The 22,391-nt window shown below is 69.2% G+C and carries 22 protein-coding genes; 10 read left to right on the top strand and 12 right to left on the bottom strand.

Going from position 1 to position 22,391, the window contains the following annotated elements; genetic code table 11:
- Positions 1-27 precede the first annotated feature (27 nt).
- Both H2041_RS06070 and H2041_RS06065 read right to left on the bottom strand, forming a co-directional pair.
- Positions 28-456 (bottom strand): YbaN family protein, encoded by a 429-nt coding sequence (locus tag H2041_RS06070; protein WP_293410600.1) that lies wholly within the window; start codon positions 454-456, stop codon positions 28-30.
- A 76-nt stretch (positions 457-532) separates the two neighbouring features.
- Positions 533-1,078, bottom strand: a complete 546-nt coding sequence (locus tag H2041_RS06065; protein ID WP_293410598.1) for a MarR family transcriptional regulator — start codon at positions 1,076-1,078, stop codon at positions 533-535.
- Between the two features lie 206 nt (positions 1,079-1,284).
- Here H2041_RS06065 and H2041_RS06060 point away from each other — a divergent pair, with 206 nt between their 5' ends.
- Positions 1,285-1,629 carry a hypothetical protein gene (locus tag H2041_RS06060; protein ID WP_293410596.1) on the top strand — a complete coding sequence of 115 codons (345 nt, stop codon included), beginning with the start codon at positions 1,285-1,287 and terminating at the stop codon, positions 1,627-1,629.
- A 9-nt stretch (positions 1,630-1,638) separates the two neighbouring features.
- Here H2041_RS06060 and H2041_RS06055 read toward each other — a convergent pair whose 3' ends face one another.
- From H2041_RS06055 to H2041_RS06045, 3 genes are all read right to left on the bottom strand, one after another.
- Positions 1,639-2,082 (bottom strand): response regulator, encoded by a 444-nt coding sequence (locus tag H2041_RS06055; protein WP_293410594.1) that lies wholly within the window; start codon positions 2,080-2,082, stop codon positions 1,639-1,641.
- Positions 2,083-2,207: 125 nt separating this feature from the next.
- On the bottom strand, positions 2,208-2,798 hold the full coding sequence (locus tag H2041_RS06050) for a helix-turn-helix domain-containing protein (protein ID WP_293410592.1): 591 nt from the start codon (positions 2,796-2,798) through the stop codon (positions 2,208-2,210).
- A gap of 63 nt (positions 2,799-2,861) precedes the next feature.
- Positions 2,862-3,842, bottom strand: coding sequence for a WYL domain-containing protein (locus tag H2041_RS06045; protein ID WP_293410590.1), 981 nt, complete (start codon positions 3,840-3,842; stop codon positions 2,862-2,864).
- Between the two features lie 70 nt (positions 3,843-3,912).
- Here H2041_RS06045 and H2041_RS06040 point away from each other — a divergent pair, with 70 nt between their 5' ends.
- From H2041_RS06040 to H2041_RS06010, 7 genes are all read left to right on the top strand, one after another.
- The gene (locus tag H2041_RS06040; RefSeq protein WP_293410587.1) at positions 3,913-4,341 is read left to right on the top strand and encodes a hypothetical protein; all 429 of its coding nucleotides are present in this window, start codon (positions 3,913-3,915) and stop codon (positions 4,339-4,341) included.
- The gene (locus H2041_RS06035; protein WP_293410585.1) at positions 4,341-4,511 is read left to right on the top strand and encodes a hypothetical protein; all 171 of its coding nucleotides are present in this window, start codon (positions 4,341-4,343) and stop codon (positions 4,509-4,511) included. Before H2041_RS06040 ends, H2041_RS06035 begins: the two co-directional genes overlap by 1 nt.
- Positions 4,477-4,947: a Cys-tRNA(Pro) deacylase gene (gene ybaK, locus H2041_RS06030; protein ID WP_293410583.1), complete on the top strand. Its 471-nt coding sequence runs from the start codon at positions 4,477-4,479 to the stop codon at positions 4,945-4,947. The genes H2041_RS06035 and ybaK overlap by 35 nt, the downstream gene beginning before the upstream one ends.
- Positions 4,948-5,060: 113 nt before the next feature.
- Positions 5,061-5,657, top strand: coding sequence for a TetR/AcrR family transcriptional regulator (locus tag H2041_RS06025; protein WP_293410581.1), 597 nt, complete (start codon positions 5,061-5,063; stop codon positions 5,655-5,657).
- Between the two features lie 137 nt (positions 5,658-5,794).
- Positions 5,795-8,335 carry a TonB-dependent receptor gene (locus H2041_RS06020; protein ID WP_293410578.1) on the top strand — a complete coding sequence of 847 codons (2,541 nt, stop codon included), beginning with the start codon at positions 5,795-5,797 and terminating at the stop codon, positions 8,333-8,335.
- Between the two features lie 174 nt (positions 8,336-8,509).
- A complete protein-coding gene (locus H2041_RS06015; RefSeq protein WP_293410576.1) occupies positions 8,510-9,988 on the top strand; it encodes an autotransporter outer membrane beta-barrel domain-containing protein in 1,479 nt (492 codons plus the stop codon).
- Between the two features lie 7 nt (positions 9,989-9,995).
- Positions 9,996-10,790 (top strand): alpha/beta hydrolase, encoded by a 795-nt coding sequence (locus tag H2041_RS06010; protein ID WP_293410574.1) that lies wholly within the window; start codon positions 9,996-9,998, stop codon positions 10,788-10,790.
- 3 nt (positions 10,791-10,793) lie between these two features.
- Here H2041_RS06010 and H2041_RS06005 read toward each other — a convergent pair whose 3' ends face one another.
- The 4 genes from H2041_RS06005 to H2041_RS05990 all read right to left on the bottom strand — a co-directional run bounded on the left by H2041_RS06005 (position 10,794) and on the right by H2041_RS05990 (position 15,015).
- On the bottom strand, positions 10,794-11,273 hold the full coding sequence (locus H2041_RS06005; RefSeq protein WP_293410572.1) for a Dps family protein: 480 nt from the start codon (positions 11,271-11,273) through the stop codon (positions 10,794-10,796).
- 24 nt (positions 11,274-11,297) lie between these two features.
- Positions 11,298-11,543, bottom strand: a complete 246-nt coding sequence (locus tag H2041_RS06000) for a DUF2061 domain-containing protein (RefSeq protein WP_293410570.1) — start codon at positions 11,541-11,543, stop codon at positions 11,298-11,300.
- A gap of 157 nt (positions 11,544-11,700) precedes the next feature.
- Entirely contained in the window at positions 11,701-12,903 is a 1,203-nt protein-coding gene (locus H2041_RS05995) for an acetyl-CoA C-acyltransferase (protein WP_293410568.1), read from the bottom strand.
- Positions 12,904-12,936: 33 nt separating this feature from the next.
- Complete coding sequence (locus H2041_RS05990) at positions 12,937-15,015, bottom strand: 3-hydroxyacyl-CoA dehydrogenase NAD-binding domain-containing protein (RefSeq protein WP_293410565.1); 2,079 nt, start codon at positions 15,013-15,015, stop codon at positions 12,937-12,939.
- Positions 15,016-15,194: 179 nt separating this feature from the next.
- Between H2041_RS05990 and H2041_RS05985 the strand changes: the two genes are divergently transcribed.
- Both H2041_RS05985 and H2041_RS05980 read left to right on the top strand, forming a co-directional pair.
- Entirely contained in the window at positions 15,195-15,989 is a 795-nt protein-coding gene (locus tag H2041_RS05985) for an SDR family oxidoreductase (protein ID WP_293410562.1), read from the top strand.
- A 108-nt stretch (positions 15,990-16,097) separates the two neighbouring features.
- On the top strand, positions 16,098-17,327 hold the full coding sequence (locus H2041_RS05980; RefSeq protein ID WP_293410560.1) for a TetR/AcrR family transcriptional regulator: 1,230 nt from the start codon (positions 16,098-16,100) through the stop codon (positions 17,325-17,327).
- A gap of 8 nt (positions 17,328-17,335) precedes the next feature.
- On the opposite strand, the gene H2041_RS05975 is transcribed toward H2041_RS05980, so the two are convergent.
- From H2041_RS05975 to H2041_RS05965, 3 genes are all read right to left on the bottom strand, one after another.
- On the bottom strand, positions 17,336-18,808 hold the full coding sequence (locus tag H2041_RS05975) for an MFS transporter (RefSeq protein WP_293410557.1): 1,473 nt from the start codon (positions 18,806-18,808) through the stop codon (positions 17,336-17,338).
- Positions 18,809-18,955: 147 nt separating this feature from the next.
- Positions 18,956-20,494, bottom strand: a complete 1,539-nt coding sequence (locus H2041_RS05970) for an MFS transporter (RefSeq protein ID WP_293410554.1) — start codon at positions 20,492-20,494, stop codon at positions 18,956-18,958.
- Positions 20,495-20,504: 10 nt separating this feature from the next.
- Positions 20,505-22,019 carry an MFS transporter gene (locus tag H2041_RS05965; protein ID WP_293410552.1) on the bottom strand — a complete coding sequence of 505 codons (1,515 nt, stop codon included), beginning with the start codon at positions 22,017-22,019 and terminating at the stop codon, positions 20,505-20,507.
- Between the last annotated feature and the right edge of the window lie 372 nt (positions 22,020-22,391).

Genomic DNA, 22,391 nt, shown 5'->3' with positions numbered 1-22,391 from the left:
GTTCGCGTGGCGAGCGGCTGCGGGCGGTCAGGCCGAGGGCCGCGTCAGGACGTAGGCGGCGCACCCGATCAGGACCACGCCCACCACGGCCGACAGCCAGGGCCGGTGCGTCGTCAGCGTCAGAACCACCCAGCTGATCGTCATGCCCAGCAGGGCCGCGATCTTGGCGCGGGGCGGGATGGCGCCGCGCTGATCCCAGGCCTTGAGGGTCGGGCCGAACCGCTTGTGCGCATAGAGGCGGGCGCGCAGCTTCGGCGCGCTCTTGCCGAAGGCCCAGGCCGCGACGATGAGGAAGATGGTGGTCGGCAGCAGGGGCAGGAAGGCGCCGGCGATCGCCAGGCCGAGGGCCGCCATGCCGATGGCCCGATAGGCCATGACGGCGAGGGCGCTCATCGGCCGGACAGGGCCGGCCGGTTCGTCCGGCTGCGAGTCGGCAGGATCGCTGGGCGCGCTCATGGACCCAGCATGCCACAGGCCTTGCGAGGGAGTCGCAAGAATATCGGGGTCCGGCGCCGCCGATCGGCGGTTCGCCTCAGCCTCGCCTCGTCGAGGCGCGGATCCGCTCCGGCTCAAACCGGATCAGCGCCTCGGCGAAGTTGTCGTCGGGCGCCAGGTTGCGGATGATGGTCGCAAGGCCGCGGCTGATCTCCCGTCGTCGCGCCTCGTCGACCCCTTCGAGCGCCGAGCGGTTGAAGCTGAGCAGCTGAAGGACGGCGCGGTCGTACATGGCCTGTCCCTCCGGCGTCAGACTGAGCCGCACCTGCCGCCGGTCGCTCGCCGGCGTTTCGCGGGCCACGAGGTCCCGGCGCACGAGCTGGTCCACCGAGCGGGTCAGGGTGGTGCGGTCGACGGCGGTGAAGGCCGAGAGCTCCGACATGCCGCACGAGCCGAATCGCCGGACGGTGGACATCGCCCGCCACTGGGACAGGGTGAGGTCGAGGCCGGCCAGGGCGCGCTCGAACGCCGCGTCACGGCGACGCACCGCCTGGAAGAGAAGGTAGAAAAAGTACTCGGGCACATCGAGCCCGAACTCGCCTTCGGGATCCACGGACCGAAGTACGGCAGCGCTTTCCGTCATTGTTCACTCCCCGGCGCCCTGTAGACCACGGGTCTGATCGTGCGCACAAGTCGCACATGCACAATGTGCGTTTGCACGCGATTGTTGACAGCTTAACCACCGTTATCTAAGTCGGCCGCAGTCTTTTCTGCCGGCAGGTGACGGGTGGCGCGGGGCGGAGCGCGCATCAGGTCTGGCTCGGCGTCCCACGCGTTTCGAGGTTCAATATGAGCGGACCGTCCGAGGCCGCCCTCGACGATATTCGTCGGCGGCTCGATCAGTTACACACCGACGTCCAGATGATGACCGCCCTTGGCCGGGCCACCCTCTCCGCCGTCGCGACCCTTTCCGACGAGGCCCGAAAGGCCGCCGCCGCCGCCCTGGCCGAGGAGGCCGCCCGCCAGGGCTTCGAGGGCGAGGCCGAGTTCCAGGCCGCTCTCTTCGAAGCCTCCGCCGTCATCGAAGGCGCGGCCTCGGCCGAGGCGCGCCTGGCGCGCCGTCTGGAGCGGGCCCTGATCGAGCGCGCCGCCGAGCTCGAGGAGGGGGAGACGGAGCTGCGCAGCGTCGGCTGATCTCGCCCGTCAGGCCGGCGTCTCGATCTCCCACAGCGCCTCAACCAGTTCGGCGGGCTCGAACGGCTTGACGATCCAGGCGCCGGCGCCGGCGGCCAGGGCGCGCGCGCGCTTGGCCTGGTTCTCCTCGCTGGTCACGACCAGGATCGGCAGGTCCGCCAGCGAGGGATCGCGCCGGACCGCCTCGATCAGGCCGAAGCCGTCGAGCCGCGGCATGTTCAGGTCCGTCAGCACGGCGTCAGGACGGGCGCGGCGAATCTTGTCCAGGGCTTCTGCGCCGTCCTCGGCCACCTCCACCCCGTAGCCGGCGGCCGCCAGCATGTCGGCGATGAGAAGGCGAATGACCGGAGAATCGTCCACCACCAGCACGGTGGGCGAGGCCGCCGCCGATCGACCGGGCATCCGCTCAGGCCATCGTCCGGCGGAGATCGGGGCGACCGGAACGGCGATCATGGGCGTGCAGGTCTCCGGAGGAGGTCAGCGCGTCATCTCCCGCGCATCTTCTCAGATGCGACATGCCATACGGTTAAATAGAGAATAATTCTCTAATACGAGAAAGCTGAGGGCTGCGCAAGGCGTCAGGCCTCCAGGAGGCGATCCCCCTGGTGGATCAGCAGGACCTGGGACGGCTGTCCGTCGGGCGCCGTCAGGGCGAAGCCCATCTCACCATCGAAGAAGACCGCGTCGCCCGGCTGCAGGGCGAGGGGCGCATAGACCTCCGAGTGCATGACCACCGCGCCGGAAAGGACCCGGAGATAGGCGTCGCCCCGGGCCCGCATGAGGCTTCCGTTGCGCCGCGTCTCGCAGATCTCGAGCACCACAGGAGTGATGTCGCGCTGCAGCAGGTCGGTCGCGCCGATGCTCGCCGCGTGGCCGCCGAGGCGGCGGGGCTCGCCCTCGCCGGCCCGGACGACCGAGCGGCGACCCGACCGCGCGCGCGGCGGAGACGGCAGGGGCTCGGGCCGCACCAGGTGATCGACCTCCACCTCCAGGGCCCGGCAGACGCGGATCAGGACGTCATAGGCGAGGGAGGTCTGGCCGAGCTCGACCTTGGAGAGGCTGGACAGGGGTACGCCCGAGCGGGTGCTGAGCTCGGCCAGCGTCCAGCCCTTGCCCTGGCGCAGACGGCGGATGGCCGCGCCGGCCGCGGCCGAGAGGCGCGAACTCATGCGTGGACTTCCTTGTCGGCGGGGGCGGGCAAGCGGCGTTCTCTCTTTCGGGAATGCCCATGCTTAAGCCTGATGAGCCGCGATGGCCAAGGCCAGTTGCTCCGACATCATGTCTTTCAACCGCTGGGGGGCGACAATCCGTACCTTGTCGCCCCAGGAGAACAGGTGCCAGGCGAGTTCGCGCATGCCGCTCGCGCGAAAGGCGACCATCACCGAGCCGTCGGGTTGAATCTCCGTCGTCTGGGTGGAGTGGAAGCGCCAGCCCAGCGCCTCGTCGGCGCCGTGCGGCAGGACATGAAGCCGGACGTCCTCCACGGCGTCCTGATAGATGCCGAAGCTGCGGTCGACGAAGGCGGCGAGGGAGAAGCCGGGGGGCGGCAGTCCGGCCATGTCCAGCACCTCCACCTCGCTCAGGCGGTCGAGGCGCCAGGTCCGCGGCTCGCGGCTCTCGCCTTCGCTGGCGACCAGATAGTTGCTGCGGCCGAAAAGGAGGCCCAGCGGCGTCACTTCGCGAACCCGGCCGGGCGTGCTGCCGCCCTGATAGGCGAACCGCAGGCGGCGCAGTCCGGTGATCGCCTCCCGCACCCGGCGCAGGACGGCCTCGTCCTCGAACGGCCGAGGGCCGGGGGCCACCGCGATCGCCTCGGCCTGCAGGACCGCCTCCAGGTCCGGCGCCAGGCGCCGGCGGGCCGGCGCGCGCATGGCCGACAGCACCTTGGCCTCCAGCCGTCCCAGGGCCGCGGCGCGGGCCCCGGCGCCGGCCTGGCGGAACTGTTCGGCCGCCGCGTGCAGGGCCGCCAGCTCCTCGGCGTCGGGCGTCTGGAAAAGGGCGTCCAGTCCCGCCGGGATGCGGAAGCGCCGCGTCGGCGGATCCTCGATCTCCTCCATGTGCGGGAAGAGATCGCGCAGGGCGTCGCGCATCCGCTCGGCGGTCCGGCGGCCCACGCCCAGCCGCGCGGCCATCTCGTCCAGGGTCAGCCCCTCCGCGGAGCTCGCCAGCGCCCGCGCGAGCTCCAGCAGCAGGGCGGCCTTCTCGTGTCTCATGTCCTGCGTCCGCTTTTGACGTACCCCCCTCCTAACCTGGAAACCGTCCAGAGGAAACGGAGACGTCTCCATGCCCGCCGCCGCCCGCCGCAACGCCCGCCGCCCCGTCGCCCGTCGCCCCGCCGAGACGGCGCCGCTGCTCGACCTGACGCCGCGTCCCGAGCCTGCGGGCGCCGACCTGATCGCCGCCGTCCTCACCCACGCCGACCGGGAGAGCCGCGTCGGTCCGCGGCGGGTGCGCCGCGCCCTGAGCCCCGCACGCGCCGCCGAACTGGTGGAGGCCGGTCGGCTGAACGCCGACGAGGCCCTGCGCAGCCTCGATCTGGCCGTGATCTGGGACGAGGCCGAGGCCGAGGTGGTCCGCGTCATCGACGATGCGCCCCTGCGCCAGAAGGCCCAGGCCAGCCGGGCCTGGTGGGAGGACGCCTGGGAGGAGGAGCTCTGGGCCGAACCGGCGCCCCGGCCGGCCCTGCGCGCCGTGCGGGGAGGGCGGGCCTGATGCGCGCCGCGCCCCGTTTCCAGTGCGGCCTCTTCGCGCCCAGCCTGTTCGTCGCCCGCCTGCCGGGCGCCGCCGCCGCGGCCCGCCCCGGCCGGCTTGACCGCAGCGCGGCTTCGGTCCAGTCGGTCCCCCGCCATGGCCAGGACCACGCCCGCCACCCAGGCGCTTGACCGCGCCGGCGTCAGCTACGCGCTGCACGTCTATGACTATGATCCCTCCGCCGAGCGCATCGGGCTGCAGGCCGCCGAGAGCCTGGGCGTGCCGCCGGGGATGGTCTTCAAGACCCTGATGACCCTGGTGGACGGCAAGCCCGTCTGCGCCGTCCTGCCTTCGGACCGGGAGGCGGCGCTCAAGCGCCTGGCCCAGGCCGCCGGCGGCAAGTCGGCCCAGATGATGCCGCCGGCGCAGGCCGAGCGGGTGACCGGCTACAAGGTCGGCGGGATCAGCCCTCTGGGCCGGCGGCGGCCGACGGCGACCCTGCTGGAAGCCTGCGCCCTCGATCTTCCGCGCCTGTTCGTGAACGGCGGCCAGAGAGGGCTGCAGATCGAGATTTCGCCCCAGGATCTGGTCCGGGCGGCCGGCGCGGTCACCGCAAGCTTCACCTGAGTTTCGCCCCGGCGGTCCCCGCCTGCGCGCAATTGCTTGGGCGCCGTGGCGTCAATGGGCGTAGGTTACCGCCGTTCACCGTCTCATCCGAGACGCCGATGGGGGCGACAGAGATGACTTCAGCGGTCCTGGCGCGGCGGCGCAGCTATCACGTGGGCAATGTCCGCTCGCAGCTATCCTCGGCGGCCCGCGGCCTGCTGGAGAGCGAGGGGGCGTCCGGGCTCAGCCTGCGCGCCATCGCCCGGCGCACCGGGGTCGCCCTGGGGACGGTCTACTACCACTACGCCGACAAGAACGCCCTGCTCTCCGGCCTGGCGGTCGAGGGCTTCCACGACCTGGCCGAGGCGATGCGCGAGGCCACCGACGCGCGGGAGGGGATCAGCGGCCTCCGGGCGGCGGGCCTCGCCTATCTGGACTTCGTGCGCCGGCGTCCGGCGGTCTACGGCCTGATGTACGAGATCCGCGACGCCAGCCGGCGGCCGGAGGTGGTGGAGGCCGAGGAGGCCGCCTTCGCCGAGATGGTCCGGGCCGTGGCGTTCGACTTCGGCGGGCGATCACCGGCGGCGCCGCGGCAGGTGGCCCAGGCCATCTGGGCCTGCGCCCGCGGAATCGCCGCCCTCGCCATCGCCAGGGGACAGCCCGGGGGGCTCGACGCCCAAACCGTGGACGAAGCCGTCCGTGGTCTGGAGATCCTGGTCGCCAACCCGTGAATTCCCCTTCTGCGTGCGCCCCTTACGCGCCAATGAATTTTGGCCTATTCGAACAGTGTTCGACTGGTCCAGCTTGGACACGATGAAATTCGCACGACAGGCCAATCCAAGAGCCTGCGGCGGCTGGGAGGAAGACTATGCAAAAGACCCTGCGCTTGCGCAGCCTATTCGTCATGGGCGTTTCGACCGCGGCCATCGCCGCCGCCACGCCCGCGCTCGCCCAGCAGGCGACGATGCTCGAAGAGCTCGTGGTCACCGCCGAACGGCGTGACCAGTCCCTGCAGGACGTGCCCGTCGCCGTCACCGCCTTCACCAGCGAGCGGCGCGACATTCTGGGCGTCAACACGGTGGAAGACCTGGCGCGGGTGACCCCGAGCCTGAGCTACACCAACAACGACCGTCTCTCGATCCGCGGCTTCGGCCGCCTGACCAACGCCATCGGCACCGATCCGTCCGTGGCCCTCTATTCGGACGGCATCTTCTCCAACTCGATGGCCGACGCCTCGACCCCGCCGCTCTTCATCGAGCGGACGGAAGTCCTGCGCGGCCCGCAGGGCACGCTCTACGGCCGCAACTCCATCGGCGGCGCGATGAACGTCATCTCCAAGCGCCCCACCGACGACTTCCGCGGCGAAGTCCGCGGCACGATCGGCAATTACGGCCACTACCGCACCGACATGCTGCTGCGGGGCCCGGTCGCCGAGAACCTGCGCTTCCTGATCGGCGGCTCCTACGAGCAGCGTGAGGACGGCTTCATCGAGAACAGCGGCCCGGCCGAGGACGTGGGCAAGCTCGACCGCTGGCTGATCGAGGCCCAGCTCGAGGCCGACCTGGGCGAGAACATCACCGCCCGGATGCGCTATTCGAAGTTCAACTGGGACGACTCCTACGGCGTCGGCAACACCTACGAGAACGTCGTCTCGCCTTACGACACCGTGTCGCTCACGGGCGTGGGCACCTCGGCGCTCTACTACAACACCGCCTTCGGCTTTGCGGGGACCAATCCCGCCACGACTGACTACCTGTCGCAGAACACCAACTTCACCTCGATCGGGAAGCTCAGCGATCACCATCGCCTGCACTTCGACCTGACCTGGGACATGGACTGGGCGACGCTGAAGTACTACGGCGGCTACCAGCAATACACCTACGACACCGCTTCGGACTCCGACCTGACGCCGCGCGCCGGGCCGCAGAACATTCCGATCGATCTGGACGGCCCGGGCCCGCTGCCGGGCTTCACCGCCACCAACGTGTCCACCGACGCGCGCACCTTCTACCAGGAGCGGCAGAAGTGGTATTCCAACGAAATCAACCTGTCGTCCAACAGTGACGGTCCGCTGCAGTGGATCCTGGGCGTCTACCAGTACCACCAGCGCTATGATCAGCCGCAGGGGATCCGCGTCGTCGGCGACCCCTCCATGTTCCAGCCGCTCACCCTGGCTGGCACGCCGGCTTCGCCGAACGAGCGGGGCGCCTTCCTCTATGTGGACGGTCACATTGAGGTCGATTCCTACGCCGCCTTCGGCCAGATCGACTACGAGATCACGCCCGCCTGGACGCTGACCGCCGGTCTCCGCTACACCCAGGACGAGAAGGAAGGCTACGACATCGCCCGCTACGTGGCGCGTCTGCCGACCCTTGCGGCCAACTTCTTCCTGAACGGCGGCGTGCCGCTGCAGGTGGCGCAGGGCTTCGCCGTCGACATCACCACCCTGCAGGTGTGCGGCACCACCACGCTCGCCGGGTGCGCGGCCAATCCGGCCACGGCCGACCTGGTCGCCAATCCGGGCGGCGGCCTGCGCCGGGACCTGGCCGGCGACTGGGACGCCTGGACCGGCACGCTCGGCCTGCAGTGGGAGCCTGACAGCGCCACCAACGCCTATCTGCGCTATTCCCGCGGCTACAAGTCGGGCGGCTGGGTCGGCTCCAACGGCCTGACGCCCAACCCGTACGCCGATCCGGAATACGTGGACTCCTACGAACTCGGCCTGAAGCGCGACTTCGCCGGCAATCTGCGGGTCAATGCGGCCCTGTTCTACTCCGACTATCAGGGCTTCCAGACGCCGCTGACCGTGCCGCTCGGCACCGTGACGGCCACCCAGTTCCTGAACCTGGACGCCACCGTCTGGGGCCTGGAAACGGAAATCCAGTGGTCGCCGATCGACAATCTGCAGATGTTCCTGAACTACGCCTATCTCAACACCGAGCTTGAGACCGGCTGCTGCTTCGTCGACACCGCCGACCCGTTCGCCACCCAGCCGGGTGCCAACCCGGTGGGCGCGCCCTTGCCGAACGGCAACCGTCTCCAGTCGCTGGTCGGCAACGACCTGCCGCTGGCGCCGGAGAACAAGGTGTCCGTCGGCGGCACCTATAACTGGGACTTCGCCACCGGCACCCTGACGGCGGGCGCGACCCACACCTATACGGCTGAGAAGCAGACCACGATCTTCGCCCAGCCGGGCTATACGGCCGGCGACACGAACGTGACCGACTTCCGCCTGCTGTGGCGCGATATCGAGGACCGCTACACCCTGATCGGCTTCGTGAAGAACGCCTTCGACGAAGAGGGGCTCGACTCCTCTAACGTCACGACGCCTTCGGCGACGGGCGCGCGCCAGACGGTCAAGCCGATCTTCCCGCGCACCTTCGGCGTGGAGATCCAGTACCGCTTCTGATCCCGGCGCATCCGGGAACGGGAAGGGCGGCGCGGGCATCCGCGCCGCCCTTTTTCTTCGCCCCGAGCCCGCCCGCGAAGCGGCCGGCATAGTCCGGATGGATCATGCGGCCCCCCGCCGGGCGTGGTGGAGGAGGTGCGACGTATCGCAGTCTCTTCCAGGGGGTTTTCCACCATGCGTATCATCGCCGCCGGCTTCGCGGCCCTCACCCTCGTGCTTGCGCCCGCAGGCGCGGCGCTCGCCCAGTCGGCCAACAGCACGGTCACCCTGCCGGACGGCACGACCATCGTGACGACGATCCGGGGCCTCAACGACATCACCGTCCAGATCTCCGGCGGCCCGGACTTCGGGGCCAACCCCGCGACGGTGAACTTCACCAGCGTCGTGCCCAGCGGCTCGACCATCGACTACACCGGCACGATCAGCCAGGGCGGCACGACGACGCCGTTCAACTGCACCCTGAACACCGTCACCGAGACCGTGACCGGCTCCGGCGCCTGCGCCGTCGCGTTCGGCCAGCAGAGCAGCTCGACGCCGACGACCCCCACCACGCCGACCACGCCGACGACTCCCACCACGCCGACGACCCCGACCACGCCCACCACGCCCACCACGCCCACGACTCCGACCACGCCGACCACCCCGACGCCGCCGCCTCCGGTGGACGACGGCTCGATCACGGTGACCAATCCGGACGGGACGACGGTGCGGCTCAGCGTGCCGGAGCAGCAGCTGATCTCGGCGGCGGAGGCCGACCAGGTCGTCGGCGCCCTGATCGGCGACCGCCTGCAGTTCGGCAGCCTGGAAGGCTTCGTGAACGGCCGCCTGCGCACCATGGGTCTGGCGGCCCTGCAGAGCCAGCGTCCCATGCAGCGGACCGACCGCGGGGGCTATCGCGGCGCCTCGGCCGGCTCGGCGGCGGCGCAGGCCGGCGCCTGGGTCAACGCCACGGGCTCCTATGTCGAGGACGATCGTCCGGGCGCGTCACAGGACGGCTACGGCGGGGCCGTGGCGGTGGGCCTCGACCTGGCCGCCGGGCCGTTCGTCCTGGGCGGCTATGTCGGCCGCAGCCAGACCGACCTGGACGGGGCCAACGTCTCCTACGACTCCGACGGCTGGAACGGCGGCCTCTATGCGAGCTGGTCGGAGAGCCCTGTGCTGCGGATCACCGCCACCGTCGGCTACGGCGCCTATGATGTGGAGTACGGCCGCACCGCCGGCGCCCTGCGCACCTTTGGCGAAACCGACCGGACCCAGACCTTCGGATCGTTCTCGGTCGAGACGCAGCAGAACCTGGGCGACAACTGGGTGCTGATCCCGGGCGTCTCGGTGGCGGCGTCGCGTTCGGAGACCGACGCCTACCAGGACAACGCCAACCGCCCCATTGCGGGCAGCGAGGTGGAGATGACGCTCTTCTCGGGCGGCGCCTCGCTCTTCTATGTCGGCGGCGCCTGGTTGCCCTACGTCGCGGCCAGCTTCAACCACCAGTCGGACGACACGCCCGGAGTGGACGGCGAGTACGGCGTGATCGGGGCGGGCGTCGCCATCCCCCTGAGCGACCGGCTGAGCCTGGCGGTCTCGGGCCAAACCCTGATCGGCAAGGAGAACGAAGGCCAGTCGGTCCTGGGCTTCACCCTGCGCCGGGCCTTCTGATCCTCCGATGTGGCGGCGCCTGTCACCCCTGGCTCTGGCGTCGCTGCTGATCGCATCCCCCGTCGCCGCCCGACACGTCCACCCCCTGGGCGACGGGGGGATGCGGTTCGAAGTGACGGCGGCGGGGCGTCCCCTCGCCGCCGTCATGCCGTCCGGCCTCTCGGACCGGGAGGTTCTGACGGTGGTGATCGAGGGCGATGGCCAGGCTCATGACCGGCGCGGCCGGCCGACAGCCGACCCGACGCCGCACAAGCCGGTCGGACTGGACATCGCCCGCGCCTGGCCGGGCGGGGCCGCCTGGCTCGGCCGTCCCTGCCAGTTCGTCGCCGATCGCGCCTGCGCGCCCGCCGACTGGACGAGCGCACGGTTCTCCGAGGCGGCGGTGACGCAGCTGAGCGCCGGGATCGACGCCCTCAAGGCGCGGGCGGGGGCGGATCGCGTGGTGCTGGTCGGATGGTCCGGCGGCGGCGTCCTGGCGACGCTGCTGGCCGCCCGCCGGGACGACGTGTCGGGTCTCGTCACCATCGCCGCCCCGCTCGACCTCGCCGCCTGGACCCGCAGCCGTGGGCTTACGCCGCTGGCGGGCCTCGACCCCGCCGCCCTGCCGCCCATGCCGCAACTGCCGCAGGTCCATCTGGCCGGCGCCTTCGACCCGGTCGTGCGGCCGCAGACCACACGCGAAACGGCCCGGCGTCTGGCCGGGCCGCGGGGCCAGGTGGAGGCCTGGCGGGAAACCCATCAGTGCTGCTGGGCCAGGCGCGCCGACGCGATCGCCGAGCGCCTGGCTCGAGCCAGCCGATAAGGCCTACTTGCCGCCGAGCGTGGCGCGCAGCATCCAGGCGTGCTTCTCGTGCGCCTCGAGGCGGTCGGAGACGATGCCCGCGCTCGCCTCGTCGTCGGCCTCCTGGGCGGCGGCCAGGGCCGCCCGCGCGGTGGCGATGACCGTCTCGTGGTCGCCCACCAGGGTCTTCAGCATGCCGTCGGCGTCGTTCTCCGGGTCGCCGTCCGAGATCGAGGACAGGTTGGCGAAGGTGCGGTAGCCCTGCGGCGCGAACTCGCCCAGCGCGCGGATGCGCTCGGCGATGGTGTCGATCGCCGCCCACATCTCGGTGTACTCCTCCATGAAGAGGGCGTGCAGCGACGAGAAGTTCGGGCCGCGGACGTTCCAGTGGAAGCCGTGCGTCTTCAGATAGACCGCATAGGTGTCGGCCAGCAGCTTCGAAAGCGCTTGGGCGACCGCCGCGCGGTCCTCGGGCTTCAGTCCGGTCTTGATCTTCTCGGCCATCGAGTCAGCTCCTTCGGTTATGGCTCAGCTTGTCGCCGAACGGCCGGCGACAGCAAGGGTTCCAGTCTCCGCAGACCGCTGAACGGCGCGGGTGTCGGCCCGCGCCCAGGCGCGCTCATGGATCGCGAAGGCGATGGTCTGGAATATGGGTTCGACCATGCCGATCGCCAGGGCCGCCCGCCAATCCCGGGTCAGTACGTAGGCCACGGCGAAGGCGACGGTCAGGTGCATCACCGAATAGGTGACGGTCTTGAATGCGGTCTTCTTCATCGGCTTCGACCTTGCTGCGAATGAATCGCATATAGTCCGCCGAATGCCCATGGGAAGGGGTTGTTGCGAGTTGGTCGCAAAAAATGGCGGCCAGGTCGAAACGAAAAGGGGGCCGCCCCGAAGGGCGACCCCCTGAAAGCCGGAACGTGTCCGGGGCTTAGAAGATCTCGAAGAGACCCGCCGCGCCCATGCCGCCGCCGACGCACATGGTGACGACGCCGTACTTGGCCTTCCGCCGCTTGCCCTCATAGAGGATGTGGGCGGCGCAGCGGGCGCCGGTCATGCCGTAGGGGTGGCCGATGGAGATGGCGCCGCCCGAGACGTTCAGCTTGTCGTTCGGGATGCCGAGCGTGTCGCGGCAGTAGAGCAGCTGGGAGGCGAAGGCCTCGTTCAGCTCCCACAGGTCGATATCGTCCATCTTCAGGCCGTTGCGGGCCAGCAGCTTCGGAATGGCGAAGACCGGGCCGATGCCCATTTCTTCCGGACCGCAGCCGGCCACGGCCATGCCGCGATAGGCGCCCAGCGGCTCCAGGCCGCGCTTCTCGGCTTCCTTGGCTTCCATCAGCACGAGCGCCGCGGCGCCGTCCGACAGCTGGCTGGCGTTGCCGGCGGTGACGAACTTGCCTTCCTGGACGTAGCGGCCGCCCTTGAAGACCGGCTGCAGCTTCTGCAGGTCTTCCAGCGTCGTCTGCGGACGGTTGCCCTCGTCCTGGGCGATGGTGATCTCCTTTTCGGAGGCCTGACCCGTCGCCTTGTCGACCACCATCATCTTGGTGGTCATCGGCACGATCTCCTGGGCGAAGCGGCCCTCGGACTGGGCCTGGGCGGTGCGCTGCTGCGACTGCAGGGCGTACTCGTCCTGGGCCTCGCGGCTGACCTTGTAGCGGTCGGCGACGATTTCGGCGGTCTCGATCATCGAGACCTGCAGCTCCGGCACGTGCTCGGCCAGCCATTCGTCGCGGGCGCGGAACAGGTTCATCTTGTCGTTCTGGACGAGCGAGATGGACTCAAGGCCCGCGCCGACGGCGATCGGGGCGCCGTCGTTGATGATGTACTTGGCCGCCGTCGCCACGGCCATCAGGCCCGACGAGCACTGGCGGTCCATCGACATGCCCGAGACGGTGACCGGCAGGCCGGCGCGCAGGGCGGCCTGACGCCCGATGTTCTGGGAGGTCGTGCCCTGCTGAAGGGCGCAGCCCATGACAACGTCGTCGATCTCGGCCGGGTCGATCTTGGCCCGGGCCACGGCCGCGGCGATGGCATGGCCGCCCAGGGTCGGGGCGGTCGTGTTGTTGAAGGCCCCACGATAGGCCTTGCCGATGGGCGTCCGCGCCGCGGACACGATGACGGCTTCACGCATGGAATAGTCCTGCTTCTGCTTGGGGAGGAGAAACTAGAGGTCCTTGAAGGACTTGCCTTCGGCGACCAGCTTTTCGAGGAGCGGCGAAGGCTTGAACTGATCGCCCATCTTCGCCTGGAACTCCTTCATCTTGGCCAGCACCTTGGGCAGGCCGACATGATCGCCATACCACATCGGGCCGCCGCGATAGACCGGCCAGCCGTAGCCGTTCTGCCAGACCACGTCGATGTCGGAGGGCCGGATCGCCTTGCCCTCCTCGAGGATCTTCGCGCCCTCGTTGATCATCGGATAGATGCAGCGCTCCAGGATCTCCTCGTCGGAGACTTCGCGCGGATTGGCGCCGGTCTTGACGATGAAGTCCTTGATGACCTTCTCGGTCACCGGCGAGGGCTTGGCGTTGCGGTTCTCGTCGTAGTCGTAATAGCCCGCGCCGGTCTTCTGGCCGCGGCGGTCCATCTCACACAGGACGTCGCGGATGGACTCGCCCTTGGACTTCTCCTTCACCCAGCCGATGTCCAGGCCGGCCAGGTCGCTCATGGCGAAGGGGCCCATGGGGAAGCCGAAGTCGTAGAGGACGCGGTCGATGTCCCAGGGCATGGCGCCTTCCATGACCAGCTTCTGCGCCTCGCGCTGGCGCTGGCCGAGGATGCGGTTGCCGACGAAGCCGGGGCAGACGCCGACCAGAACGGCCACCTTGCCGATCTTCTTGGCCAGCTTCATGGAGGTGGCGATCACCTCCTTGCTGGTGTGGTCGGCGCGGACGATCTCCAGCAGGCGCATGACGTTGGCCGGCGAGAAGAAGTGCAGGCCGATGACGCTCTCGGGCCGCTTGGTGACCGCGGCGATCTCGTCGATGTCGAGGCCCGAGGTGTTGGTGGCCAGGATCGCGCCGGGTTTGCAGATGGCGTCGAGCTTGGTGAAGATGTCCTTCTTGATGTCCATGCGCTCGAACACCGCCTCGATCACGAGGTCGACGTCGGCGAGCGACTCCATCTCCAGCGAGCCGGTGATGAGCGCGCAGCGCTCCTCGACCTGCTGCGCCGTGATGCCGCCGCGCGAGGCGGTGCGCTCATAGTTCTTGCGGATGGTGGCGAGACCCCGGTCCAGCGCCTCCTGCTTCACCTCGATCAGCACCACCGGGATGCCGACATTGGCGAAGTTCATGGCGATGCCGCCGCCCATGGTGCCGGCGCCGATGATGCCGACCTTGTTCACGGGGATGGTCGGGGTGTCGTCCGGAACGTCGGGGATCTTCTGGGCCTGGCGTTCGGCGAAGAACGAATAGCGCTGGGCCGCCGACTGCGGACCGCTCATCAGCTCCAGGAACAGCTTGCGCTCGGTCGCCAGCCCCTCCTCGAAGGGCTGGTTCACCGCCGCCTCGACGCAGCGGATGTTGTATTCCGGCGCCAGGAAGCCGCGGAACTTCCGCGCATTGGCCTTGCGGAAGTTCTCGAAGATCTCGGGCTTGCCCTTGGCGGCCTCCAGCTTCTCGTTCTGGTCGCGGATCTTGCGCAGGGGCCGGCCCTCGGCGACCACCTTCTTCGCAAAGGCGATGGCCTCTTCGCGCAGCTTGTCCTCGGACACCAGCTCGTCGACCAGGCCCAGCTCCTTGGCCTCCTTGGCCGGCACGTGGCGGCCCGAGGTCATCATGGAAAGGGCGGTCTCGACGCCGACGACGCGCGGCAGGCGCTGGGTGCCGCCGGCGCCCGGCAGCAGGCCGAGGTTCACCTCGGGCAGGCCGAGCCGGGCCGAGGGGACGGCCACGCGGTAGTGGGCGCAGAGCGCCACTTCCAGACCGCCGCCCAGGGCCGTGCCGTGGATCGCGGCCACGACCGGCTTCGAGGCGCCCTCGATGGCGTCCTGGACCTCGGGCAGGGAGGCGCCGGCCATGGCGCCGCCGAACTCGGTGATGTCGGCGCCGGCGATGAAGGTGCGGCCGTCGCAGATCAGCACGATCGCCTTGGCGGCCGGATCGGCGTCGGCCTTCCGGAAGGCCTGATGCAGGCCGTCACGCACGGCCGCCGACAGGGCGTTCACCGGCGGGGAGTTCAGGGTGACGACGGCGACGTCGCCTTCGAGCGTCAGGTCGGTGACCGGGTTGATCTCTGTCATGCGCGTCCTCGATTTCAGGGGGGCCGCTTCTCCGACGGGCGACCTTGCGGATTCAAACGCGTGTTATAGGCCTGACGGGGCGGGGGCGAGTCAATCGGCCATCGCCTTGAGGATCGCTGCGGTCCGACTCACGCAAGGGCAGGCCGCACAAGGGAAAACGACAGTCAGGAGGACCGCCGATGGCGCTCGATCTCTTCACCCTGCAGGGCCGCACGGCCCTGGTCACCGGCGGCTCGCGCGGCATCGGCAAGATGATCGCCGCCGGCTTCATCGCTCAAGGCGCCAAGGTCTACATCTCTTCGCGCAAGGCCGATCAGTGCGACGCCACGGCCGAAGAGCTGTCGCAGGGCGGCGGCGTCTGCCTCTCGATCCCGCAGGACGTCTCGACCGTCGAGGGTTGCCGCGCCCTGGCCGCCGAGATCGAAGCCCGCGAAGGCAAGCTCGACATCCTGGTGAACAACGCCGGCGCCGCCTGGGCCGCGCCGTTCGAGGACTTCCCCGAGCACGGCTGGGACAAGGTGATGAACCTAAATCTGAAGTCGCCCTTCTTCCTGACTCAGGCCCTCCACGGGGCGCTGAAGGCGGCGGGCTCGCCGGATCGTCCGGCGAAGGTCATCAACATCTGCTCGATCGACGGCATCCGGCTGAATCCGCTGGAGACCTACTCCTACCACGCCTCGAAGTCGGGCCTGATCTACCTGACGCGGCGCCTGGCGGCCCGGCTGATCGCCGACAACATCGCCGTCACCGGCATCGCGCCCGGCGCCTTCGCCTCGGAAATGAACCGCGCAGCCCGCGACCATGGCGAGGCGGTGTCCAAGGCGATTCCCGCCCGCCGCATCGGCCGCGACGAGGACATGGCCGGGGCGGCCATCTATCTGGCCAGCCGGGCGGGCGACTATGTGGTCGGCGAGACCATCGCGGTCGACGGCGGCGTGGCCCTCGCCAGCCTCGGCGCGGCGGGCCTGGAGTAGCGCCGGAGGCGCGCGCGCCTTACGTGAAGGTCAGCCCTTCGGTAAACAGGGTATGTCCCGGCGCGCCTCCCCGCCCGGCGGGGCGGGGATACGGAGCCGGAGCCTTCAATGGCGCAACGTGGGGTCGCGCGCGCGACCGACCGATATGAACGCAAGCGCGAGGAAATCCTCGACGCCTCCACCGAAATCCTGAACCGCAAGGGGGTGAAGGGGCTGACGCTCAGCGTGGCCGCCGCCGCCGTGGGGCTCTCGACCACCAGCGTCACCTACTACTTCAAGCGCAAGGACGAGCTGGCCGCCGCCTGCCTGATGCGCGGGGTCGACTGGCTGGATCACGTCGCCGACGAAGCCCTGGGCGAGGCCGAGCCGGAGGCGCGCCTTCGCCGCATGCTGGCCGCGCATCTGGAACGCCTGCGCCAGACGGCGGCCGGAGAGTCGCCGCCCCTGCCGATCCTGTCGGACATCCGGGCGCTCAATCCGCCGCATCGGACCGACGTCTTCCAGGCCTACATGAAGGTCTTCCGCAAGATGCGGCAGATCTTCGACGCGCCGGACCTGGCCTGGCTGACGCGAGGGCGGCGTACGGCGCGGACCCACATGCTGCTGGAGCAGATCTTCTGGGCGGCGGCCTGGCTGCCGAAGTACGAGCCGGAGGACTACGGCCGCATCCGCGACCGCATGGTCGACATTCTGCTGAACGGCCTCGCCGTCGAAGGCGCGGAATGGGCGCCGCGCCCGCCGCCGATGAGCGAACTCGCGCCGGGCGAGGGGCAGGAGATGAGCCGTGACGCCTTCCTCCGGGCCGCCACCCGCCTGATCAACACGCGCGGCTACAAGGGCGCCTCGGTCGACAAGATCTCGGCCGAGCTCAACGTCACCAAGGGCTCCTTCTACCACCATATCGAGGCCAAGGACGACCTGGTGGTCACCTGCTTCGAGCGCAGTTTCGAAGTCATCCGCCGGGTTCAGCGCCTGGCCCTGGCGCGCGATGGCGATCAGTGGAGCAAGCTGTCCAGCGCCGCGGCCGCGCTCGCCGAGTACCAGCTCTCCGACTACGGACCGCTGCTGCGGAGCTCCGCCCTGACCAGCCTGCCCGAGGAGATCCGGGACGAGATGGTCCAGCACTCCACGCGCGTCTCCGACCGCTTCGCCTCGATGATCTCCGACGGCATAGCCGAAGGCTCGATCCGGCCGGTGGATCCCTTCATCGCCGCCCAGATGCTGAACGCCACGCTGAACGCCGGCGCCGAGCTCGGCTTCTGGGTGCCGGGCGTCCGGCAGAAGGCGGCGCCGGCCGTCTTCGTTCGGCCGATGCTGATGGGCGTCTTCAGCCGATAGGCGCCGGCTCAGCCGCCGCGCGGACCCGGCTCCTCGATGCCGTCGGCGCCCGCTTCGGCGGCCAGGCGGGCGACCGACTCCCGGTGGCCTTCGCGGGTGATGCCGTAGAAGGCGACGAAGGCGATGGCCGCCGCATAGAGCGCGCCCAGGATCGGAACGTAGAGCAGGCCGAGGTCGCGGATCACCTCGTCGGGCACCTGGCCCGGCTGCGCCCCCTGCGGGAAGGCGATCAGCAGCAGGATCAGGCTGGAGGCGAAGATGCCGATGCCCGAGACCGCCTTGTTCACGAAGCTGGCGGCGGCGAAGAACAGGCCCTCGGACCGGCGGCCGGTCTTCAGTTCGGAATTCTCCACCACGTCGGCGATCATCGAGGAGATGAGGATCGAGGCGGTGATCGAAAGCCCGGTCGAGAGTGTCGTCTGCACGAACAGGATCGGCACGATGATCGGGTCGCCGTTCTCCGGGAAGACGCCCAGGAGGCGCAGGGTGATGGGCGTCGCCCCGATCACGAAGGACAGCACCTTGGTCACCTGCGCCGCGCCCTTCTTGCCCATCTTCAGCGACAGGGGCGCGGCCAGGCCGAACGCGATGGCCGCGGAGATGAAGTTGCCGATGGCGAAGATCGAGATCTCCCGCGCCGTCAGCTCCCAGAAATAGGTGTTGAAGTAGAGGTTGAGCGACAGCACCAGGCCGCCGGCCATGGCGTTGAACAGGCCCGCGCAGATCAGCACCAGGAACGGCTTGTTGGCCAGCGTCCCGGCCATCTCCTTCATCGTCTGGCCGAAGGTGAGCTTCCGCTGCGGCGGCGTCACCAGGTCGGGGATGTGCCGGTGCGTGCCGATGGCCGAGACCAGGATGGCGAACAGCATGACCGCGGCCGCGCAGAGGCCATAGTTGACGTAGCCCGCCGGGTTGAGCTGGCCCACCGGATGCTCGGCGTCGGGGCGCAGAAAGACCTGGAAGGCCGCCAGGGTCATGGCCAGCCCGCCCCACCAGGCGAAGAAGTAGCGGTAGCTCAGGACCTTGGTGCGCTCGTCGTAGTCGGTGGTCAGTTCGGCGGCCAGGGCGGTGGAGGGGATCTCGTAGAGGGTGATGAAGGTGCGGATCATCACCGCCACGACGAGCAGGTAGAAGAACAGCGCCGTCTGCGACATCTCCGGCGGGTTCCAGAGCAGGCCGTAGGTGATCGCCACGGGCAGGGCGGCGGCGTACATGAACGGGTGTCGCCGGCCCCAGCGGCTGCGCCAGTTGTCCGACATCTGGCCGATCACGGGATCGGAGATGGCGTCGAAGATCATGGCGATCATGATCACCAGCCCGACCATCTGGGCCGGCATGCCGATGACCTGATTGTAGAAGATCAGCAGCAGGTAGGAGAAACCCTGGTCCTTCACCCCGAAGGCCACGGTGCCGAAGCCGTAGAAGAGCTTGGTCGGCAGGCTGAGCCGCTTGGCGGCGGGGCGGACGGGGGCGTCGGTCACGGCGTCATCCTGGACATGGCGGCGCCGGAACGCGGCGCATACGAAACACGGCGGCCCCGGTTTCCCGGCGCCGCCGCGCATCTAAGTTGCGGCCAAGCTCTGCGACAAGGCCAAAGAGGTTCGCGCAATCCCTTGCGCCTCAAGGGATCAGCCGCGCGGAACCGGCGGCGACTCCGGCCCGGCGGGGCCCACGGCGGCGGGCGTCCCGGTTTCGGCCTCCGCCCCGGTGGTCCGGGCCTTCAGCGCCGCCTCCTCCAGCTTGCGCAGGTTCTCCTCGTGCGTCGCCCGGTCGATGCGGAAGAGGAACAGGCAGCCGATGGCGATGGCGTAGAAGATCAGCAGGGTGGGCAGATAGATCAGCGCCATGTTGCGCAGCACCTCCTCGTCGACCCCGCCGCGCTGGGCGTTCTGCGGGAAGGAGACGGTGGCCAGCACCACGCCGGAGACGAAGACGCCGAGCCCTGAGACCATCTTCTTGAAGAGGTTGTCGGCCGAGAAGAGCAGGCCCTCCGAGCGGCGCCCGGTCTTCACCTCGGCGTCCTCGACCACGTCGGCGATCATGGAGGCCAGCATGACGCCGGTCATCATCGCCATGGCCCCGTTGGCCAGCACGTCGACGAAGAGGATGTAGAAGAGGATGTCGCTGCCATTGGGCGGCATCAGCCCGACCAGGCGAAGGGCGATGGGCCCCAGCAGGGCCAGAACGGCGCCGGCGAACATGGTGATCGCCCCGTTCCGCTTGCCCATGGCCGCGGCCACCTTGGGCGCGAGCGTCACGCCCACCATGCTGGCGATCACGCCGGCGACGGTCAGCAGCGAGAGCTGCGCCTGGTTGAGCTCCCAGAAGTAGATGAAGAAGTAGAGCTCCAGCCCGCCCTTCACGCCCAGCGACAGGGACATGAACATCCCCGAGATGGTCAGGACGACGAAAGAGCGGTTGTTCAGGGTGTGGGCGACCTCGCGCGCCATGCCCTTCAGCGTGACCTTCCGGGCGGGCGGCTGGCGCAGATAGGGGATCTGGCGGTGGGTGCCCGCCGTCGAGGCCAGGATGATGAGGAAGATCATCCCCGCGGCGAACAGGGCGTAGCTGAAGTAGCCGTCGCGGGCCAGGACGCCGCCCGTGCCGTCGGGGTTCTCCTTCAGGAAGACCTGATAGGCCAGCAGGGTCATGCCCAGCCCGCCGACGACGCTGAAGAAATAGCGCAGGGAGATCAGGCTCGTGCGCTCGTCGTAGTTCTTGGCGAGTTCCGGGGCGAGCGCGCTGGACGGCAGCTCGAAGAAGGTGTCGAACAGCCGGATCGTCAGCAGGCAGGCGAGCATGAAGGCGAAGATCTGCGCCTGCTCCCAGCCCTGCGGCGGATTCCAGATCAGGAAGAAGGCCACCGCCACCGGCAGGGCCGCGGCGTACATGAAGGGATGGCGCCGGCCGAGCTTGGAGCGGAAGTTGTCCGAGATCTGGCCGACCATCGGGTCGACGAAGGCGTCGAAGATGAGCGCCACCATCAGGGCGGTGGACACCATCTGCGGCGGCAGGCCGATCACCTGATTGTAGAAGATCAGCAGGAAGGTCGACAGGCCGCGCTGCTTGATGGCGCTGGCGGCGCCGCCGGCGCCGTAGAGGATCTTGGTCGGCCAGTTCAGGCGCGGGGCGTCAGCCACCGGCGCGGAGGTCGCGGTCGCGGTCATGTGAAGCCCCTCAAGCCTTGGACGTCGCAGGCGGCGCGCCGCCGGAGAGGGTTCCGTAACCGGCTTCCTCGGCCAGGCCGGCCTCCTCGGCCCTTGCGCCCGCCTCGTCCAGCTTGCGGAGGTTCTCCTCGTGCTTGGCCTTGTCGATGTTGAAGAGCGAGAGGCAGACGATGCCCATGCCGTAGAGGAAGGTGACCACGGGCAGGTAGATCAGGCCCATGTTCTGCAGGATCTCCGGAGAGACCTCGCCGCGGCGGGCGCCTTCGGGGAAGCTGACCCAGGTGAGCACGGCGCCGGCGATCAGCACGCCGAGGCCCGAGACCACCTTCTTGAAGAGGTTGTCGGCCGACAGCAGAAGCCCTTCGGACCGGCGGCCGGTCTTGACCTCGGCGTCCTCGACCACGTCTGCGACCATGGCGAAGAGCATCACCCCCGTCGCCACGGCCATGCCGGAGTTCAGGAAGGTCTCGCCGATCAGGATGGCGAACAGCAGGTCCGTGCCGTTGGCCGGCATCAGGCCCACCAGGCGCAGGGTGATCGGCGCGATGCCGACGGCCAGGGCGCTGGAGAACATCAGGATCGCGCCGTGCTTCTTGCCGAGCGCCCGGGCCACGTGCGGAGCCACCGCCACGCCCCCCAGGCTGCCGGCCACGCCCACCGTGGCGAGGAGGGCGAGCTGGCTCTGGGTCAGCTCCCAGAAATAGAGGGCGAAATAGATCTCCAGGCCGTTCTTCGACCCGGCCGCCACGGCGATGAACATGCCGGTCAGGGTGGCGATGACGAAGGCGCGGTTGTTCAGCGTGTGCGCCACCTCCCGGGCCATGGCCTTGAAGGTGATCTTCCGCGTGGGCGCGGCGCGCAGATAGGGAATGCGGCTCTGGGTGCCGGCCGTGGACACCAGGATGACCACGAAGATCAGCAGGGAGGCGACCACGGAATAGGCGAAATAGCCTTCGCGGGCGAGGATCCCGCCGGAGCCGTCGGGGTTCTCGGCCAGGAAGTACTGGTAGGCCGCCACCGTCATGCCCAGGCCGCCGATGACGGTGAAGAAGGCGCGCATGGAGGTCAGGCTGGTGCGCTCATCATAGTTCCGCGTCAGCTCCGGCGCGAGCGCGCTGGAGGGCAGTTCGAAGAAGGTGTCGAACAGGCGCACGGTCAGCAGGCAGACCACCAGCCAGCCGACGATGGCCTGGTCGCTCCATCCCCCCGGCGGATTCCAGAGGAGGAAGTAGGCGACCGAGACCGGAAGGGCGGCCGCATACATGAACGGGTGACGCCGGCCGAGCTTGGATCGGAAATTGTCGGAGATCTGGCCCACCAGAGGATCGACGAAGGCGTCGAAAACCAGGGCCATCATCAGGACGCCGGCCACCGTCGCCGGCGGCAGGCCCACCACCTGATTGTAGAAGACCATCAGGAAGGTCGCCAGGCCCCGCTGCTTCACCGCATTGGCCACCGAGCCCAGCGAGTAGAGCAGCTTGGTGTGCACCGGCAGCGGGGGGATTTCCGAGGGTGTCGCCGTCATCAAAATCTCCGGGCGGCAAAGGCTGAAATATGTGGGCAGGGCATGGGGCGGCGCTGAAATACGGGTGCGCCGGAGCGGCGGCGACGAAGGCCGCGGAATTCGGAAGGATGGGCGGTTTCGACCGGCGGCATCTGGCTCAGCCGACGGGGACCGTCTGAGGGGACGGGCAGGTCACAGCGCATTCCTCCTGCCGGGCGTCTTTCGGCCCGGTCGTTCTTGCATCGCGTCCGGTGGGGCGGCCCCGCAGGGGAGCGTCCGACCGCGCGATCAGGCGCAAGCGTGCGGGAGCGCTATCGCAGCGTCAACGCTTATGATCTTACAAGTCTGACACAAATTATCCGATGTGCGCCAACGGGTTGCGGCGGCCCGATC

The organism is Phenylobacterium sp. (assembly GCF_013911965.1).
Lineage (GTDB): Bacteria > Pseudomonadota > Alphaproteobacteria > Caulobacterales > Caulobacteraceae > Phenylobacterium.
Note: the sequence above shows the minus strand (reverse complement) of the source record. Positions and strands in the feature narration are given on the sequence as shown.